General features: G+C 67.8%; 17 protein-coding genes. 12 read left to right on the top strand and 5 right to left on the bottom strand.

Going from position 1 to position 18,748, the window contains the following annotated elements:
- From EJ903_RS06515 to EJ903_RS06505, 3 genes are all read right to left on the bottom strand, one after another.
- Window positions 1-2,409, bottom strand: coding sequence for a sensor histidine kinase (locus tag EJ903_RS06515; RefSeq protein ID WP_126613294.1), 2,409 nt, complete (start codon window positions 2,407-2,409; stop codon window positions 1-3).
- Window positions 2,410-2,431: 22 nt separating this feature from the next.
- Window positions 2,432-3,904, bottom strand: a complete 1,473-nt coding sequence (locus EJ903_RS06510; protein ID WP_246015248.1) for a bifunctional metallophosphatase/5'-nucleotidase — start codon at window positions 3,902-3,904, stop codon at window positions 2,432-2,434.
- Between the two features lie 275 nt (window positions 3,905-4,179).
- Entirely contained in the window at window positions 4,180-4,887 is a 708-nt protein-coding gene (locus EJ903_RS06505; protein ID WP_126613290.1) for a glutathione binding-like protein, read from the bottom strand.
- Between the two features lie 229 nt (window positions 4,888-5,116).
- Here EJ903_RS06505 and EJ903_RS06500 point away from each other — a divergent pair, with 229 nt between their 5' ends.
- The 12 genes from EJ903_RS06500 to EJ903_RS06445 all read left to right on the top strand — a co-directional run bounded on the left by EJ903_RS06500 (window position 5,117) and on the right by EJ903_RS06445 (window position 16,800).
- Complete coding sequence (locus tag EJ903_RS06500) at window positions 5,117-6,268, top strand: acyl-CoA dehydrogenase family protein (RefSeq protein ID WP_126613288.1); 1,152 nt, start codon at window positions 5,117-5,119, stop codon at window positions 6,266-6,268.
- Between the two features lie 2 nt (window positions 6,269-6,270).
- Window positions 6,271-7,845, top strand: a complete 1,575-nt coding sequence (locus EJ903_RS06495) for a class I adenylate-forming enzyme family protein (protein ID WP_126613286.1) — start codon at window positions 6,271-6,273, stop codon at window positions 7,843-7,845.
- 79 nt (window positions 7,846-7,924) lie between these two features.
- Window positions 7,925-9,106, top strand: a complete 1,182-nt coding sequence (locus tag EJ903_RS06490; protein ID WP_126613284.1) for an ABC transporter substrate-binding protein — start codon at window positions 7,925-7,927, stop codon at window positions 9,104-9,106.
- A 61-nt stretch (window positions 9,107-9,167) separates the two neighbouring features.
- The gene (locus tag EJ903_RS06485; RefSeq protein WP_126613282.1) at window positions 9,168-10,046 is read left to right on the top strand and encodes a branched-chain amino acid ABC transporter permease; all 879 of its coding nucleotides are present in this window, start codon (window positions 9,168-9,170) and stop codon (window positions 10,044-10,046) included.
- The gene (locus EJ903_RS06480) at window positions 10,043-10,996 is read left to right on the top strand and encodes a branched-chain amino acid ABC transporter permease (protein ID WP_126613280.1); all 954 of its coding nucleotides are present in this window, start codon (window positions 10,043-10,045) and stop codon (window positions 10,994-10,996) included. The genes EJ903_RS06485 and EJ903_RS06480 overlap by 4 nt, the downstream gene beginning before the upstream one ends.
- A complete protein-coding gene (locus tag EJ903_RS06475) occupies window positions 10,983-11,696 on the top strand; it encodes an ABC transporter ATP-binding protein (RefSeq protein WP_126613278.1) in 714 nt (237 codons plus the stop codon). Before EJ903_RS06480 ends, EJ903_RS06475 begins: the two co-directional genes overlap by 14 nt.
- 13 nt (window positions 11,697-11,709) lie before the next feature.
- On the top strand, window positions 11,710-12,432 hold the full coding sequence (locus tag EJ903_RS06470) for an ABC transporter ATP-binding protein (RefSeq protein WP_126613276.1): 723 nt from the start codon (window positions 11,710-11,712) through the stop codon (window positions 12,430-12,432).
- Window positions 12,433-12,445: 13 nt separating this feature from the next.
- Window positions 12,446-12,877, top strand: a complete 432-nt coding sequence (locus EJ903_RS06465; RefSeq protein WP_126613274.1) for a PaaI family thioesterase — start codon at window positions 12,446-12,448, stop codon at window positions 12,875-12,877.
- Window positions 12,874-13,656 (top strand): oxepin-CoA hydrolase, alternative type, encoded by a 783-nt coding sequence (locus tag EJ903_RS06460; protein ID WP_126613273.1) that lies wholly within the window; start codon window positions 12,874-12,876, stop codon window positions 13,654-13,656. Before EJ903_RS06465 ends, EJ903_RS06460 begins: the two co-directional genes overlap by 4 nt.
- 4 nt (window positions 13,657-13,660) lie before the next feature.
- Window positions 13,661-14,671, top strand: a complete 1,011-nt coding sequence (locus tag EJ903_RS06455; RefSeq protein WP_126613271.1) for an NAD(P)H-dependent flavin oxidoreductase — start codon at window positions 13,661-13,663, stop codon at window positions 14,669-14,671.
- A 151-nt stretch (window positions 14,672-14,822) separates the two neighbouring features.
- A complete protein-coding gene (locus tag EJ903_RS06450) occupies window positions 14,823-15,272 on the top strand; it encodes a response regulator (RefSeq protein ID WP_126613269.1) in 450 nt (149 codons plus the stop codon).
- 103 nt (window positions 15,273-15,375) lie between these two features.
- The gene (locus tag EJ903_RS06445) at window positions 15,376-16,800 is read left to right on the top strand and encodes an MFS transporter (RefSeq protein WP_126613267.1); all 1,425 of its coding nucleotides are present in this window, start codon (window positions 15,376-15,378) and stop codon (window positions 16,798-16,800) included.
- Between the two features lie 26 nt (window positions 16,801-16,826).
- Here the strand turns inward: EJ903_RS06445 and metW are convergent, their stop codons facing one another.
- Together metW and metX are read right to left on the bottom strand one after the other, a co-directional pair.
- On the bottom strand, window positions 16,827-17,429 hold the full coding sequence (metW, locus tag EJ903_RS06440; protein ID WP_126613265.1) for a methionine biosynthesis protein MetW: 603 nt from the start codon (window positions 17,427-17,429) through the stop codon (window positions 16,827-16,829).
- Between the two features lie 18 nt (window positions 17,430-17,447).
- Window positions 17,448-18,647 (bottom strand): homoserine O-acetyltransferase MetX, encoded by a 1,200-nt coding sequence (gene metX / locus EJ903_RS06435; RefSeq protein WP_126613264.1) that lies wholly within the window; start codon window positions 18,645-18,647, stop codon window positions 17,448-17,450.
- Window positions 18,648-18,748 lie beyond the last annotated feature (101 nt).

Below are 18,748 nucleotides of genomic sequence, written 5' to 3'. Positions count from 1 at the left end.
TCATGGTTTGTGGATGACGCTGGGAAAGCGCAGGGTGAATCGGGTCCCCTCGCCCGGCGGGCTGGACACGGCGATGGAGCCGTGCAGCCGCCCGGTGACAAGGTTGAACACGATGTGCAGGCCCAGCCCACTGCCGCCGCTGCCGCGCCGTGTGGTGAAGAAGGGGTCGAAGATTTTCGGCAGCACATCCGCCGGAATGCCTTTGCCGGTGTCCGACACCGACAGCTCCACCGTTTCGTCGTCAATCCGATGCGCGTCGATCCCGATCCGCCCGGCCTGACCGGGGTCGAAGGCGTGAATCAGGGCGTTCATGATCAGGTTGGTCAAGATCTGCGACAGAGCACCCGGATAGCCGTCCAGTTCGATGTCGGGCGGGCAATCGACGGCGATGGTCAACCCGGTCCGCGCCTTGTAGGTCGGGTGCAGGCTGCGCAGCAGTTCCTCGATGTAATCCTTCAGCAGGAAGACGCGGCGTTCGTCGCTGGATTGATCGACGGCCACCAGCTTGAAGCTTTGCACCAGATTGGCGGCACGGGTGCTGTTGGCCAGGATCAGGTTGGCCATCTCCAGCCCGTCGCTCAGAAACCGTTGGAAATCGGATTTCTTCAGCGTGTTGGTGCTGTGGCTGTGGGCCAACTCCTCGATCAGCGCCTGCAACTGCGACGCGCCGGTGATGGTGATGCCGATTGGGGTGTTGACCTCGTGCGCCACCCCGGCGACCAGTTGACCCAGCGAGGCCATCTTTTCCGACTGGATCAGGCTGGTTTGCGTTGCCTTCAGCTCGTTCAGCGCGCGTTCGGCGGCGTCGCGCGACTGGCGCAGCGCCTCCTCGGCCTCCGCCTCACGGGTGACATCGACCACCACGGCCTGAACCGCCGGGCCGTCGGTCCAATCCACCCGCCGCCCGGTCAACTCCACCCACAGATCGCCGCCGTCAGGGCGGCGGGCGCGGATGCGGCGGCGGCCGGTGGGCGCGCCGCCGTTCAGCAGGTGGTTGTAGTTTTCGTGCATCTTGGCCTGTTCGCCCGGCCCGACCAGCGCCAGCAGGGAGGGCAGGGCCATCACCTGGGCCACGGTGACGCCGAACATCGCGGCAAACGCCTCGTTGGCGTAGAGCGCCCGAAAATCGCGGTGGATGATGGTTCCCTGGATCGAACCTTCCACCAGGCTGCGGAAGCGCCGCTCGTTGTCGGCCAGATCGCGCTGGCGGTGATCGATCTCGTCGATGAAATAGCGGATGGAACCGCCGATGTCGGTGATCTCGTCGTCGCCGTCCACCGGGATCGCCACCTGTGTCCCCGCTCCCGACAGCCGGGCCAGAACCGCCCGGTTGAGGGCGACAAGGCGCGAGGACAGGAAGCGCCGGAAGATGAAGTGGACCGCCACCACCAGCAGGATCGACGCGGCCGCCAGGACCATCACCACTTGGCTGCGTTCGGACATCAGCGCCGCCAGATCACCCGTGCGGTCCGCCGACTGATCGCGGATGGAATCGAACAGCGCGCGCGACGAACGGTCCACCGTTTCCACCAGCACGCGGGCCTGACTGGTCAGCGCCTGGGCGCGGTTGCGCGCCTGCAGCCGTTCCGCCGCGCTTTCAAACAGACCGCCGGGGGCCACCAGCAGGGTGAACAGCTCTTCCTGCATCGCCATCATCGCCGGGCCGGACGCCCCGTTGGCGACGCTGGCGATCTGTCCCAACTCCAGCAGCGTGCGTTCGACGGCGCGCTGTTCCCCCTTCAGCCGGTTCAGATGCTCAAGCTGGATCGATCCGGCGGCGCGCGCCAGCAAGGCCCCCACCCGCACCGCCCATGGCCCGACGTCCGGACCGGACATGCCTTCCAGCGCGTTCGACAGGCGGCCCAGCCCGACCGCCGCCTCGGCCTGCCGTTCGCCGTGGGCGAGTTGGCGGGCCACCTCTGCGTTCAGGTCGGCGACCGTGGCCGCCAGGATGAGCAGCGTCGAGCGCGTCTGCTCCAGCAGCCGGACGTTGCTGCTGACCTCGCCATGCCCGTCCGGCTCCTCGGCCAGCAGACCGCGCATCCGCGCCACGAGAAGCTGCATTGATTCGAGTTCGGCCACCAGCCCGTCATAGATGGACCGGCGTTGCGGGGTGGAGTTGGCTCCCGACAACAAGGGCAACTGTGCCACCAGCCTCTGCAACGAGGCGTGCAGCTCCGCGCTGGTGATGACCTCCGGCAGGGTGATGGAGGACAGCGTCGTCACCTCCGACCGGAAGAGCCGGAAGGAGGACAGCGACACACCGCCAATGATGAGCACAAGGGCGGCCATCACCGACAGGCCCAGCGAAATGCGCAGGGCGATGCCCACCCGTCGCCGAGGTTGCGGTGGGCGCGGCGCGGCGGAAGCGTTGGGCGCTGGCGCAGACGTGGGCGTGACGAGGGTCATGTGCGGGTCCACCCGTTCCTCATCACCGCTTCAGGGCCATCCGCCCGTCCAGACGGGGCGCAAAGACCCCGGACCGCGCGATGTGGGCGATGAGCTGGGTGGAGACGAAATCGGCGGTTCGGTCCTCCATCAGGCGGGGGGCCACGCTCAGGCTGCTGTAACCGTCGCCGCCGTTGGCCAGGAAGTTGCTCGTCGCCAGCCGGTAATGCGCCTTGCGGTCGAGCGGACGGTCGCCGATGCGGATGTCCTGAACCCGTTGACCGGGCGGGCGGGTCAGGTCGGCGGTGACGCGCGCGTTGGACAGGTGGGGAAAACGCCCCTGTGTGTGCTCCACCGCCGACAGGCCGCTTTCCACCGCGTCCCAGAGCTGTTGCCCGGTCACGTTCAACACCACGCCGACGTCGTGATAGGGCAATTCGGTGTAGATGTCGCGGCGCGTCAGACGCACGCCATCGGCGTATTCGCGATCCCCCCGGATGCCGCCGCCGTTGATGAGGGCGACATCGGCGTCCAGCGAGGCGCGCAGCGTGTCGGTGACAGCGTTGGCGAAGGCGTTTTCCCCTGTGCGGACGGCTTCGCGCCGCGTGTCGATCGTGCCATCCAGCCGCCCCACTTCGATGCTCAGCATGGTGTCGAGCCGTGCGGCGTAGGCACGGGACCGCACGTCGATCGTCGGGTCCGGCGCGACCGCGATTGAGTCCAGCGTCCGCGTTTGCGCCGACCACACCAGTTCCTCCGCCTTGCGCTCCATCGTGACGTCGATCGCCAGCACCCAGGTGCCCTGCGGGGCGACGGTGCCCGCCAGAACGGGCGTGTTCTGCACATAGGCGGATTGGATGCCCCGGTCCTGATAGAGCAGAATGTCGGCGAAATTGGGGCTGCCAGCGCTGGCCCGCGCCGCCATCAGAACCTTGTGGGTGTTGCCGGCGCTGCCCGTCATCGCCACGATCAGATCCACCCCGCTGGCCCGCAACGCCTTGGCCTTGGCGGTCAGGGCAGCCACCGGTTCGCGGAAGTCCGTGCGCGGGGCGCTGGCGGTTTCCCGGGTCAGGGTCGGCGTGGCCGCCAGCACGCCGACACGAAAGGGACCGGCCTTCAGGACCGCCGAATCCTCCAACCCATCCAGCGGCTTGCCGGTTGCCCGATCCACCGCGTTGGTGGTGATGATCGGAAAGCCGGCCTCAAACGCGCGGGCCATCAGGCGGTCGTCGCCATGGTGGAATTCACGGTTCAGCGCGGCCATCGCGTCAACGCCGATGCCGTTCAGCAGATCGATGATGTGCGCGCCCTGGTCGTAGAAGGCCAAAACCGACGGCGCGAGCGTCTGCCCGCCATGCAGAACGAGAACGGGGGTTTGCTTCGCCCGCTCCGCGCGGATCATCGCCGCCAGCCGGGCCATGCCGCCACGCCCCTGGGTTTCCCCCAATTCCGTGGTGCCTTGGGTGTACAGTATGGTGAAGCGGTGGGGATCCGCGAGGACGCCACGCGATGCCACGGCGAGGGGGACCGCAACGGCCAAAGCAACGACATGGCGCAAAAGCCAAAACGCGGCTGTGCCAGACCTCATGCTGTTCCCGTCCCTGCCCGCAGTCCTGTCCGCAGTCCCGAATGATGCGACGGGCCGATTATGCGCGTTTGCGCCCTTGGGGAGAAGCAAAGCCGCGTTACGGGATTGTCATACAAACAAAAAACCCGAAAAGGCGGGCCAGAGCGCGCGCCCTTTCGGGAAAGACATGATCAAATTACCCGACAGGGGCTGTGGGAAATGGTTCAGCGTTTGAGCGTTTCGGCCGATTGGCCGAAGAGGATCTTCTTGCTTTCGTCATTGACGGTCGCCTGATTGGACGGGTTGACCGCTGATCCCTTTTCATAAGCGCAAATCACCGCCGGACGCGCCTTGATCGCGTGGAACCAGCGCTTCAGGTTGGGGAAGTCGTCCAGATTCTGTTGCTGGCGCTCGTGCGGGACCACCCACGGGTAAGCCGCCATGTCGGCGATGGAGTAATCGGCTCCACCCAGAAATTCGTTCGCCGCCAGACGCTTGTCCATCACGCCGTAGAGCCGGTTGGTCTCCTTGACGTAGCGGTCCATGGCGTAGGGGATGCGTTCGGGCGCGTATTGGACGAAATGGTGGTTCTGTCCGGCCATCGGGCCAAGGCCACCGATCTGCCAGAACAGCCACTCCGTCACCGTCTTGCGGCCACGGACGTCGGCGGGCAGGAACCGGCCGGTCTTTTCCGCCAGATACAGCAGAATGGCCCCGGATTCGAACACGGTGATCGGCTCGCCACCGTCCGCCGGGGCGTGGTCGATGATCGCGGGCATGCGGTTGTTGGGCGAAAAGGCCAGGAATTCCGGCTTGAACTGGTCGCCCGCCCCGATGTTCACCGGCTTGAAGCTGTAATCCAGCCCGACTTCTTCCAGAAACATCGTGATCTTGTGGCCGTTGGGCGTCGGCCAGAAATACAGGTCGATCATCACCGCTCCTCCGTTGATGTCCGCACAATCTGTGACGCGTCCATTGGCCTGACAAGGGCGACGCCGCGCGGGGCTGCCGCGCGCCTTCGCCCCTTTAATTCCGATATACGAAATTGAATTTCATTTTGTTGACAGGGGGTGCGCCAACTGTCAGCATCGCCAACGAAACAGCAGCGGTGGCGCGGCGCACGACCCGCGACGCCCCCCTCCCCGGACGGAGCACACGCGCATGGCCTTGGATTCGGATGTGTTGACCCAATTGCTGGACACGCTGGCGCGCTTTGTCCGCGAACGGCTGGTTCCGCTGGAACACAAGGTGGCGGAGGACGACGCCATCCCGGCGGAGGTCATCGCCGCGATGCGCGAGATGGGCCTGTTCGGCCTGTCTATCCCGGAGGAGTATGGCGGTCTTGGCCTGTCGATGGCCGACGAGGTGCAGGTCGCCTTCCAGCTTGGCCAGACCTCCCCGGCCTTCCGCTCGCTGATCGGCACCAACAACGGCATCGGCTCCCAGGGCATCGTCATCGACGGGACGGAGGAGCAGAAGCGCGCCTATCTGCCGCGTCTGGCGGCGGGCGAGATCGTCGGGGCCTTTGCCCTGACCGAACCGGAATCGGGGTCGGACGCGGGCAGCCTGCGCACCACCGCAAGGCGCGACGGCGACCATTTCATCCTGAACGGGACCAAGCGTTTCATCACCAACGCCCCGCAAGCGGGTCTGTTCACCGTCTTCGCCCGCACCGATCTGGAGAGCCGCGACGCGCGCGGCGTCTCGGCCTTCCTGGTCGACGCGGGGACACCGGGCCTGTCGCTCGGCCCCATCGACAAGAAGATGGGCCAGAAGGGCGCGCACACCTGCGACGTGATTTTCGAGGATTGCCGGGTTCCCGCCAGCGCCATTCTGGGCGGCAAGGAAGGGCAGGGCTTCAAGACGGCGATGAAGGTGCTGGACCGGGGCCGTCTGCACATCGGCGCGGTCTGCGTCGGTCTGGCCGAACGGCTGATCCGCGACGCGCTGGCCTACGCGATGCAGCGCAAGCAGTTCGGCCAACCCATCGCCGAATTCCAGTTGATCCAGGCCATGTTGGCTGACAGCCGGGCCGAAGCCTACGCCGCCCGCTGCATGGTGACGGAAACCGCCCGCCGCCGCGACGCCGGGCAGAACGTCAACACCGACGCCGCCTGTTGCAAGCTGTTCGCCACCGAAATGGTGGGCCGGGTGGCCGACCGCGCCGTGCAGATCCATGGCGGGGCGGGTTACATCGCCGATTACGGGGTGGAGCGCTTCTACCGCGACGTTCGCCTGTTCCGCATCTACGAAGGAACCACGCAGATTCAGCAACTGGTCATCGCCCGCAACATGATCCGCGAGGCCGCCTGACCATGGCGGCGCCTGCCCCTGACTTCGCAAAGATGGTCGCCGATCTGCCCGCCCGGATCAGCCACGCCGCCTTGTCCTGGGGGCAGGCCACCCCGGATGCACCCGCCCTGTTCGACGGGGTGGAACGCTGGAGTTACCGGCGGCTGTCCGACGCGGTTCAGGCCGCCGCCGCCCGGCTCGACCGGCTGGGGGTGCGTGGCGGCGACCGGCTGATGATCGTCTGCGAAAACAGCCCCGCTGCCGTGATCCTGATCCTGGCGGCGAGCGAGCGCGATGCCTGGCCGGTGATCGTCAACGCCCGCCTGTCGGACCGGGAAATCGACGCCATCCGCGACCATTGCCAGCCGCGCCGCCTGCTCTACACCGACGCGGTGTCACCCGACGCGGCGGCCCACGCCGCCCGCCACGGGGCCACCCCGCTGGCCGACCCGGCCCTTCCCCCCCTGGCGGTCGGGCCGCTGCTGGCGGCGGAGCCGGAGCCGGTCCATCGCGGCAACGACCGGCAGGTCGGTGCGCTGATCTACACCTCCGGGACCACCGGCAAGCCCAAGGGGGTGATGCTGTCCCATCGCGGGCTGCTGTTCGTCGCCTCGGTCTCGGGCTGGATGCGCGGGCTGTCCAACGCCGATCACACCTATGGCGTGCTGCCGGTCAGCCATGTGTTCGGTCTGGCCTCCACCTGTCTGGGCACGCTCTACGCCGGGGGCTGCCTGCACACGGTCCCGCGCTTTGCCCCGGCGGCGGTGTGGCGGGCGCTGGCCGAGGATGGCGTCACCGTGTTCCAGGGCGTTCCGGCGATGTACGCCAAGCTCATCGAACACCGCAGCCTGACCGGAAGCGTCGCCGCGTCGCCCGCGCTGCGCTACCTCTCCTCCGGCGGGTCGGTGCTGGATCAGGAGCTGAAACAGTCGGTCGAGGCCGCGTTCGGCCTGCCGCTGCACAACGGCTATGGCCTGACCGAATGCTCCCCCACCATCACGCAAACCCGGCTGGACGCGCCGCGCGCCGATGTCAGCATCGGTCCGCCGCTGCCGCTGGTCGACACCCGCTTCGTCGATCACGTCAGCGGGCGCGACGTGGCGGACGGCGAGGCCGGGGAATTGTGGGTGCGCGCGCCGAACGTCATGTTGGGCTATTACCGCGACCCGGCGCTGACCGCCCAGGTCATCACCGATGACGGGTGGCTGAAGACCGGCGACGTCGCCCGGCGCGAGGCGGACGGCAGCCTGTCCGTGGTCGGCCGCATCCGCGAGATCGTCATCCGCTCCGGCTTCAACGTCTACCCCGAAGAGGTGGAAGCGGTGCTGACCAGCCACCCGGCGGTGACGCTGGCCGCCGTGGTCGGCGTGGCGCTGACGGGCAACGAGGAGGTCGTCGCCTTCGTCCAGTTCATCCCCGGCCAAACGGTGGCGGAGGACGCGTTGAAGGCGTACGCCGCCGCGCGTCTGGCCCCCTACAAACGCCCGGCCCGCATCGTGGCGCTCGACGCGCTGCCCGCCAGCCCGACCGGGAAATTGCTGAAAAACGGCCTGCGCCCGCTGGCCGCCGAGATCATGGGCGCCATCACCACCGCCTGACCGCATCCCGCCCCACACCCCCAAAATCAAGGCCGCAAGCCGGAACCGGCACAGGCCACACACCGGAGGACACGACCCAATGACGCGGACGCTTGCCACACTCGCCGCCACCGTCGCCGCCGCCGCCCTGATGGTCGGGCTGGCCGGATCCGTGGCGCAGGCGAAGGATTTCCTTCTGGGGTCGGAGCTGCCCTTGACCGGCAACCTCGCCCGCGTCGGCCAGGGGATGCATGAGGGGATCGCGGTCGCCATCGACATGGCCAACAAGGCCCACGCCGGAACGCACAGCTTCAAGGTCAGCACCATCGACGATGAAACCTCCCCCGCCAAGGCGGTGGCGGCGGTGGAAAAGCTGATCGGCGAGGGGGTGGTGGCGCTGACCGGCGGCTATGGCTCCAACATCATCGGCCCGGCGTCGGAGGCCGCGCAAAAGGCGGGGGTGGTCTACATCACCTCCGGCGGGGTCACGCCCGACCTGACCGGACGCGGCTACAAGACCTTTTTCCGCATCAACAACACCGACGGCTACGCCCTGGCGATGATCGGGCTGGTGCAGCAGATGGCGGCCAAGAAGGTGTCCGTCGTCTATCTGAACAAGGAGGCGACCAGCAACCTCGCCAAGCAGGTCAAGGAGACGCTGGGGGCCAAGGGCGTCGCCGTGACGATGCACGAGTTCGACGGCTCGACCAGCGATTTCAAGCCGCTGGTCAACAAGGTGAAGCTTCAGGACCGGCCCGACGTGATCGCCATGGTCGGTTACGAGAACGACTATGTCGGCATCCTGCGCGCCGCCAAGGTGCTGAAGCCCGACGTCAAGGCGATGGTCGGCGTCTGGTCGCTCGCCACCGCGCAGATGGCCAAGGAATTCCCCGACCTGATGGAGAACGTCCACGGCACCTCGATGCTGCCCTTCCCGGTGGAGTTCACCCAGCCCGAGGCGCTGGAGTTCGCCGCCACCTACAAGAAGCTGTTCAACAAGGAACCCGATTACCTGGGCCAGTTCGGCTATGTGCAAACCCGCCTGCTGATCGACGCCATCCTGCGCGCCGACGCCGCCGGAACGCTGGCCAGCGGCGGCCTGCCCGATGAATTGCGCAAGACCGACGCGCAAACCCTGATCGGCCGCGTCACCTTCGACGCCAAGGGCGACAACCCCCATTTCACCCACCGCATGGGCCAGCACCAGGGCGGCAAGGTGGTTCTGGTCTGGCCGAAGGAGGCCGCCAACGGCGCGATGCGCTTCCCGGCCACGCCCTGGTGAAACCGGGGGGCCACGCCCTCCACCGCCCTCCGCCCGTCCGTGTCACCGATAAGGCGCATCCATGATCGAACTGACGTTGCAAGCCCTGTTCTCCGGCCTGCTCGCCGGGGGCTATTACGCCACGGTGGCGGTGGGGTTGGCGCTGGTCTTCGGAACCATGCGCATCATCAATCTGGCCCATGGCGAGCTGGTGTTGCTGTCGGCCTACATCGCCTACGCCGCCGAATCCCGCTACGGCCTCAACCCGGTGATGGCGATCCCGCTGGCGCTGCTGGTGGTCGGCACGGTGTCGATGATCGTCTACGCCCTGTTGAGCCGCATCCGGCAGGACCGCGAGATCAACTCGCTGATCCTGACCTTCGGCATCGGCATCATCATGACCAACGGCATCCTGACGATCTGGGCCGCCGACATCCATTCCACCACCAACCCGTGGTTCCAGGATTCGCTGGTGATCGCCGACACGCTGTTCGCGATGAACGCCGAAATCGTCGCCTTCGTCGGCGGGCTGGCCTTGATGGCGGCGGTCTATTGGTGGCTGAACCACTCCTGGCAGGGGCGGGCGGTGCGGGCGCTGTCGTCCAACCGCAACGCCGCCACGCTGATGGGGGTGAATCCGCGCCAGACCGAAATCCTGTCCTTCCTGATCGCCGCCCTGCTGGCGACCTTCGCCGGGGTGGCGATCTACACCGGCAAGACGGTGTTTCCGGCGCTGGGCCATGTGCTGACGGTCAAGGCCTTCATCATCACGGTGCTGGCGGGGATGGGGTCGATCCATGGCGTGCTGATCGGCGCGGTGATGATCGGGATCATCGAATCCCTGACCGTCACCTATCTGTCGGCGTCCTTGCAGGAGTTGGCCGGGATGCTGCTGTTCCTGGTGGTGCTGTTCGTTTCGCCCTCGGGCCTGTTCGGCGGGCGGAGGGCCTTGGCGCGATGAGACATATATTGCTCCTGGCGGCGTTGGTCGTCGCCTATGCCGGGGTTCCGCTGCTGTTCGGCGGCACGCCCTACATCCTGGGCCTGATCGTCGCCGCCCTGACCATCGCCGGGATCGCCGTGGCCTGGGCGCTGCTGGGCAATCTGGGCGGCATGGTCAGCTTCGGGCACGCCGCCTTTTTCGGGGTGGGGTCCTATGGGTCGGCGGTGCTGTCGATGAAGCTGGGGGTTCCGGTTTTTCCGGCGGTGCTGCTGGGCGGGCTGGCGGCGGCGCTGGCCTCGGTCGCCATGCTGCCCGCGTTGCGGCTGCGCGGCCCCTATTTCGCGCTCGCCATCCTCGCCTACGCCCACATCTTCCAGATTTTGGCGACGGAGATGACGCCGATCACCGGCGGGGCGGGCGGTCTGCTGTCGATCCCGCGCTTCCCGGTGCTGTTCGGGCTGGATCTGGGCGGCAAAACCGGCGGTTACGTCATCATCCTGACCATCGTGCTGCTGTCGGCGCTGGCCTATGATGCCGTGCGGCGCAGCGCCTGGGGGCTGGCGCTGAAGGCGATGCACGACACGGAGGTCGCCACCCGTGTGGTCGGCGTGCCCAGCACCCATCTGAAGGCGGCGATGCTGGCGCTGTCGGCCTTCATCACCGGGGTGGTCGGGGCCTTCAACGCCCATTTCATCAGCTTTCTGGAGCCGGATTACGCCTTTTCCAGCACCTGGACCGTCCTGCCCATCGCGGCGGCGATCTTCGGCGGCTACCGCACCGTCTGGGGGCCGGTTCTGGGGGCGTTGGCGATCTATCTGCTCGACCAGCTTCTGTTCAAACCGATCCTGCCACACGGGCACCAGATGGTGTTGGGCGTGCTGCTGTGCGCCATGATCCTGCTCAGCCCCGGCGGGCTGCTGCCCGCCCTGCGCCGCCGCTCAACGGGAGAACGCCATGCTCACGCTTGACGGGGTGCAGGTGAATTTCGGCGGGGTGCAGGCGTTGAAAAACGCCAGCTTCGCCGTGGCGGAGGGGGAGAGCGTCGGTCTGGTCGGTCCCAACGGGGCGGGCAAGACCACGCTGTTCAACGTGATCTCCGGCGTGATCCGGCCGACCGGCGGGCGGCTGACCTTCCGGGGCCAATCGCTGCTGGGGCTGCCGGATTGGAAACGCGCGCGGCTGGGGATTGGCCGCAGCTTCCAGATTCCCCGCCCGCTGGGCCATTGCACGGTGCGGGAGAACCTGATCGTCGCCCAGCGTTTCGGGGCCGGGATCAACGACCCCAAGCGGATCGACGAGATCCTGGATCTGCTGGGCCTGCGCGACAAGGCCGACGCCGACGCCACCGGCGCGCTCGCCCTGACCGAGCACAAGGCGTTGGAGGTCGGCAAGGCGTTGGCGACCAACCCCAGCCTTCTGCTGTTGGACGAGGTGCTGGCCGGGCTGGAAACCAACAGCAAGCGCGCCTTCATGGAACGGCTGGGGGCGGTGCGCGACCGCTACCGGCTGGCCCTGGTCATCATCGAACATGATCTGCCGACCATCGCGGCGCTGTGCCCGCGCGTGCTGGTGCTGAATTTCGGCCAGATCATCGCCGATGGCGCGCCCGACGCCGTGTTCCGCAACCCGGAAGTCATCCGCAGCTACACCGGCGAAACCACGCTTTGAAGGACCATGCCGCATGACCACCGCGCTGGATGTCCAATCGCTGCGCGCCGGGTATGGCGCGATCAACGTGCTGTGGGACGTGTCCTTGACCGCGCCGACCGGCAAGACCACCGTCATCGTCGGGCCGAACGGGGCGGGCAAGACCACGCTGCTGCGCGCCATCATGGGCCTGATCCCGATCACCGGCGGCGATGTCCGCGTCAACGGCCGCAGCCTGACCGGGGCCAGGACCTGGGACAGCGTGGCCGACGGGCTGGTGATGATCCCGGAAGGCCGGATGATCTTCCCCGACATGAGCGTCGACGACAATCTGATGATGGGGGCCTTCCCGCGCGCCTGCCGCGCCGGGTGGAAACGCAACAAGGCGATGGTGTTCGACCTGTTCCCCCGTTTGGCCGAACGGCGCGACCAGATCGCCGGAACCCTGTCGGGCGGGGAGGCGCAGATGCTGGCCATCGGGCGCGGCCTGATGGAACAGCCGCGCGTCTGCCTGATCGACGAACCGTCGCTGGGGTTGGCCCCGGTGGTGGTGGACGAGATTTTCCGCATCCTCGCCAAGCTGCGGGCGGAGGGCTTGACCATCGTGCTGGTGGAGCAGAACACCAGCCGCGCCCTGAAGATCGCCGACCATGTGCATCTGATGCGCTCGGGCCGGGTCGTTCTGTCCGAACCGGGCGAGGCGGTGGACCTGGAGCGGCTGCACGCGCTTTACTTCGCGCATGACGATGCGGCCTGAACAGGACAATCCGATGAACGAGCTTTTGAACGGCGAACCGCCCTCCGGCTATCAGGAGCTGTTGGGCTACCGCCTGAGTCGGTGGGAGGAGGGGAGCGCTGACCTCACCCTGCTGGTGGACGCCCGCCACCTGAACCGGGCCGGGGTGGTGCATGGCGGGGTGCTGACGTCGCTTTTGGACACGGTTTCCGGATTTTCGGCAACATACTGTCCCCATGAGGGGCGGGTGAGACGGGTTGTGACGCTGTCGCTGTCCACAAGCTTCCTCGGGCAGGCGCGCGACGGTACGTTGATCGCCACCGGGCGGCTTCGCGGCGGCGGGCGCAAGATCGTCGGCGTCGCGGCGGAGATCCGCCACGCCGGAACGGGTGCGCTGCTCGCCACCTCCGAAGGCATGTTCAAATACAGACCGGGCTGCGAAAACCCGGAAGGGGTGGAACGATGACGGGTCAGGTGACGGTGGAGCGCCAGGGGCGCGTTCTGGTGCTGACACTGGACGATGCGGCGACCAAGAACGCCCTGGGACCGGAGATGATGGGCGCGGCGCGCGACGCGCTGAACGCGGCGGCGACCGACCCGGCGATTGGGGCGGTGGTGCTGACCGGGGCGAACGGGACCTTCTGTTCCGGCGGCAACCTCGGGCGCTTGCTGGGCAACGCCAAGGCCGATCCGTCCGTCACCCGCGCCAACCTCGATCATTTCCACGGCTGGGTCCGGGCGATGCGCCGGTGCCCCAAGCCGGTGATCGCCGCCGTCGAGGGGGCCGCCGCTGGGGCCGGTTTCTCCATCGCGCTGGGTTGCGACCTGATCGTCGCGGCGGAGGATGCCAGCTTCACGCTCGCCTACGTCAAGGTCGGGCTGAACCCGGACGGCGGGGCGTCGGCCTTCCTCGCCCGCGCCGCCACCCCGCAGCTTGCCGCCGAAATCATGTTCGAAGGCGGGCGGATCGGCGCGTTGCGGCTGGCGCAGCTCGCCATCGTCAACCGGGTGGTCGCCCCCGGTTCGGCGGTGACGGAGGCCATCGCCTGGGCCGCCCGGCTGGCCGAGGGGCCGACCGTCGCCATCGGACGGGCGAAAAAACTGATCGAGGCCGGGTTCGGCGAACCCGACGAGCAGCTTGACCGCGAAGCCGCCTTCTTCGTCGAGGCGCTGCACCACCCGGAAGCCGCCGAGGGCATCACCGCCTTCTTTGAAAAGCGCCCGGCCAGCTACCCGCGCGGCTGATCCGATGACGGCTGATACGCTGGCGTGGCGCACGCCGCTGACCGACCTCTTCGGCATCCGCCTGCCCATCATCGCCGGGGGGCTGCATTGGCTGGCGAACGCCGAGTATGTGGCCGCCGCCGCCCGCGCCGGGATGATCGGTTTCATCACGGCGGCGAGCTTTCCCGACACCGACGGCCTGCGCGACGAAATCCGCCGCTGCCGCGATCTGGCGGCGGGCAAGCCGTTCGGCGTCAACGTGTCGATGCTGCCCAAGCTGGTGCAGGGGGAGCGCACCGACGCGGTGTTCGACGCCATCATCGCCGAAGGGGTGCGCTTCGTCGAAACCTCCGGCCGCAACCCGGAGGCCTACATCCCGCGCCTGCACGCGGCGGGCATCACGGTGATGCACAAGGTCCCCGCCGTCCGCTTCGCCCGCAAGGCCGAGGCGGTCGGGGTGGACGCCGTCACCGTGGTCGGGGCCGAATGCGGCGGTCATCCCGGCCTGGATCTGGTCGGAACCATGGTGCAAACCGTGCTGGCGGCGCGCGGCCTGTCGATCCCGCTGGCGGTCGGCGGCGGCATCGGCAGCGGCGAGCAACTCATTGCCGCGCTGGCGATGGGGGCGGACGGCGTGACCATCGGCACCCGTTTCCTGGTGGCGGAGGAGATTTGGGCGCATCCCGGATTCAAGGACCGGCTGCTGGCGGCGGACGAAACCGACACGGCGCTGATCCTGTCCTCCCTGCGCAACACCATGCGGGTTCTGCGCAACGAAACCAGCGACACGGTGGCGGCGATCGAGGCGGCGGGGCAGGGCAGCCTTGACACGCTGATGCCGCACGTCTCCGGCAAGCTGGGCCGGGTGGCGTACGAAACCGGGGACACGGCGCGCGGGGCGCTGTCGGTCGGGCAATCGGTGGCGCTGGCCGACCGGGTCGAACCGCTGGCCGCCATCGCCGCCCGGCTGGAGGCGGAGGCCGCGCAGGCGCTGAACCGGCTGTCCGCTGTCACCCGACCATCCCTTGCCCCCTGACCCTTGGATGTCACCTGACACTCGGATGTCACAGGGCGTTTGGGCGAAAATCGCCCACCTGCCCCTTGACTGCAGCCTCCACGCGACAAACATGGGCGGTGCAGTGCAACCCGGACGATAGGCCGGCGCACGCGGAAGAGGAGCGCCCGTTGTGAAGCTGTTGTTGGTGGAAGATGATCCCTTGGTTGGCCCGGCGGCGAAAGCCGTGCTGGAACAGGCGGGTTACACCATCTTCGGCCCCCTGCGCGACGCGGTGAAGGCCGCGCGGGTCGCCGGACGCGAGCAACCCGATCTGGCCCTGGTCGATGTTCATCTGCCCGGCGGGGTGGATGGCCTGACCCTGGCCCGCCGTCTGTGGACCGAACACCGTATCCCCACCCTGCTGATGACCGGCTTCGACCACCACGCCGACGAGGTGCGCGACCTCGCCGTCGGGCTGCTGCGCAAGCCGGTGATGCCCGCGACCCTGATCGACGCCGTCGGCACGGTGGGCGAAACGCTGGCCGGGCTGCGCCCGTCGGCGATCCCCCCGGCGCTGGAGCTGTTCGCCGCCCCCATCGCGGCGGCGGCCTCCTCCTCCCCGGAGCGGCTGCGGGCCTGACGCGCGGCGGCTGATGCCCGGCGGCTGATGGCGGACAGGAGGTTTGCCGGGCGCAGGGCTTCCATGCGCAGAATCACCACCCGCCGGGCGGGGCGTGGCTTTTATGCTGCTCGCCATGCCGCACGCCCCCGTTCCCCCCACCGCCGCCCAGACCGCTCCCCAGACCGGCACCAAGCCCCCCGCTGACGGGTTGCCGGTTCCGCAACGCTATTGGGCGGTGGCGACGATGACGGTCGCCCTCATCATGGCGGTGCTGGACGGCACGGTGGCCAACGTCGCCCTGCCGACGATCCAGCGCGAGTTCTCGGTGGACGCCGCGCAAGCCATCTGGGTGGTCAACGCCTATCAGATGGCGGTGACGCTCTCGCTCTTTCCGCTGGCCTCGCTGGGCGACATCATCGGCTACCGCCGGGTCTATTGGGGCGGGTTGGCGCTGTTCACCCTGGCCTCGCTGGTTTGCGCCTTGTCCGACACGCTGCCGCTGCTGACCGCCGCCCGCGTCGCCCAGGGGCTGGGCGGGGCCGGGATCATGAGCGTGAACATGGCGCTGGTCCGCTACATCTATCCCAGCGCCAGCCTGGGGCGCGGCGTCGGCTACAACGCCATGATCGTGGCGGTGACGACGGTGGCGGGGCCGAGTTTGGCGGCGGCGGTGCTGTCGGTCGCCTCCTGGCCCTGGCTGTTCGCCATCAACGTGCCGTTGGGGCTGATGGCGCTGGTGGTCGCCGCCCGCGCGCTGCCCGCGTCCCCCGCTTCCGGCCACCGCTTCGACATCCTCAGCGCCGGGTTGAACGCGGTCATGCTCGGCCTGCTGATCCTGGGAGTGAAGGGGTTGGGCGGGACGGAAGCGACATGGATCACCGCCGCCGAACTGCTGGGCGCGGTTCTGGCCGGGGTGGTGCTGGTCCGGCGCGAGTTGGCGCAGGAAACGCCGCTGTTTCCGGTCGATCTGCTGCGCCGCCCGATCTTCGCGCTCAGCGTGGTCACGTCGCTCTGCTCCTTCGCCTCGCAGAACATCGCCTTTGTCACCATGCCCTTTTTCTTTGAAGACGTGCTGGGGTGGAGCCTGACCGAGTCCGGCCTGCTGATGACGCCCTGGCCGCTGGCCGTCGCCGTGATCGCGCCGATTTCCGGCTGGCTGGCCGACCGTTACGAACCCAGCCTGTTGAGCGGCCTGGGCATGGCGCTGTTTTCCGCCGGTCTGGCCGCGCTGGCCTTTCTGCCGCCGGACCCGACCGGCTTTGACATCGCGTGGCGGATGGGGCTGGCGGGCTTCGGCTTCGGCCTGTTCCAGACCCCGAACAACAAGGTGTTGGTCAGCAGCGCGCCCAAGGAGCGCAGCGGCGGGGCCAGCGGCATCCAGGCCACCGCCCGTTTGCTGGGGCAAACGCTGGGAGCGGCGCTGGTCGGCGTGATGTTCACCCTGTTCGGCAAGGCGCTGGGCGCGCAGACCGCCCTGACCATCGCCGCCGGGCTGTGCGCGCTGGGCAGCGTCACCGGCAGCCTGCGCCGCCGCATCCGCCGCTAACTAGGCCACTCCGTCCCCGGAAGCCGTCACGCCCGCCGCAGCAGGAACACGCCCTGTTCGCCCAGCAGATTGGCAAGGCCGCTGTGGGAACGGCTGGTGACGGCCCCGGCGCTGTTCAGGATGCGGGTCTGCTCGATGTGGATGTTCATCTCGCCGCACAGCACGACGAAGTCGCGCAGCGTGCAGAAATGGATGTTGGGGGTTTCCCACCACTGATAGCCCAGCTTTTCCGTGACCGGCATCCGCCCGGTCGTCAGCAATTGCAGGCGGATGCGCCAATAGCCGAAATTCGGCACCGACACGATGGCCCGCCGCCCGATCCGGCACATCAGATCCAAAATCCCGCGCGGGTCGCGCATCGCCTGGAGCGTCTGGCCGAGGATCACGTAATCGAACGCGTCCGCCGGGTAATCCTTCAGGTCGGTTTCGGCGTCGCCCTGGATCACCGACAGGCCATGCGCCACGCATTGGCGCACCCCGTCCATGCTCAGTTCGATGCCGCGCGCGTCCACGTTGCGGGTGTGGGCCAGATAATCGAGCAGCGCGCCATCGCCGCAGCCGACGTCCAGCACGCGGCTGTTCGGCTCCACCATTTCGGCGATCAGCTTCAGGTCGTCGCGAATGTCCATGGGGATTGCCTTTGCCGGTCAGCGGCCGCGACGGCGCACGGTCAGGCCGCGATGCTCGGCGCAGCCTTCGAGAAAGCCGTGGATGACCTGATGGAACTCCGGCTCGTCCAGCAGGAAGGCGTCATGCCCCTTGTCGGTGTTGATTTCCACGAAGCTGACATTCCCCGCCACCGAGTTCAGCGCGTGGACGATGGCCCGCGATTCGGAGGTCGGGAACAGCCAGTCACTGGAAAAGCTGACCAGACAGAAGCGCACGGGCGTCGTCTTGCCGCCGGGGCGGAAGGCGTTGGCCAGCGAGCCGCCCGCGTCCGCCGCCAGATCGAAATAATCCATCGCGCGGGTGATGTAGAGGTAGCTGTTGGCGTCAAACCGCTCGACAAACGCCGCCCCCTGGTAGCGCAGATAGCTTTCCACCTGGAAATCGGCGTCAAAGCCGTAGGTCACGGCCTTGCGGTCCTGCAGATTGCGGCCGAACTTCCGGTGCAGCGCCGGTTCCGACAGATAGGTGATGTGCGCGGCCATGCGCGCCACCGCCAAACCGCGTTCCGGCCGGGTGCCTTCCACCAGATACTGCCCGTTGCGCCAATCGGGATCGGCCATGATCGCCTGACGCCCGACCTCATGAAAGGCGATGTTCTGCGCCGAATGGCGGGCCGCCGTGGCGATGGGGATCGCCGCGAACACCGATTCGGGGTAGGCAACCGCCCATTGCAGCGTTTGCATCCCGCCCATCGAGCCGCCGATGACGCAGAACAGCTTGTCGATCCCCAAATGCTCGACCAGCAGCTTTTGCGCCCGCACCATGTCGCCGATGGTCAGGATGGGGAAGTTGAGGCCATAGGGCTGGCCGGTCGCCGGGTCGATGTCCGTCGGGCCGGAGCTGCCCAGACAGCCGCCGATCACGTTGGAGCAGATGACGAAATAGCGGTCGGTGTCCACCGGCCGGCCCGGCCCCACCAGCATCTCCCACCAGCCGGGCTTGCCGGTGATCGGGTGACGGTCGGCGACGAAATGATCGCCGGTGAGCGCGTGGCAGATGTAGATCGCGTTGGATTTGTCGGCGTTCAGCGTGCCGTAGGTCTGATAGGCGACCACGAACGGCCCCAATTCAGCCCCGCTGTCCAGGCGCATCGGGACATCGGCCCCCAGAGTCACGCGTTTTCCGGGCAGGGAACCCGCGTCGGCGGGCGCGACGACGGAGGGTGGAGTCGCGGGCATGGGCGGAGTCACGGGGGGCGTAATGGCGGGCAGCCTTGGAACGGAGGGCGGATTGTTGACGGTATAGCTACGAAGCCGGGCTTCGGGGTGTCAACGTTTTC

It is taken from the genome of Azospirillum griseum (genome assembly GCF_003966125.1).
Taxonomy (GTDB): Bacteria; Pseudomonadota; Alphaproteobacteria; order Azospirillales; family Azospirillaceae; genus Azospirillum; species Azospirillum griseum.
This window is presented reverse-complemented; position numbering and strand designations above follow the sequence as displayed.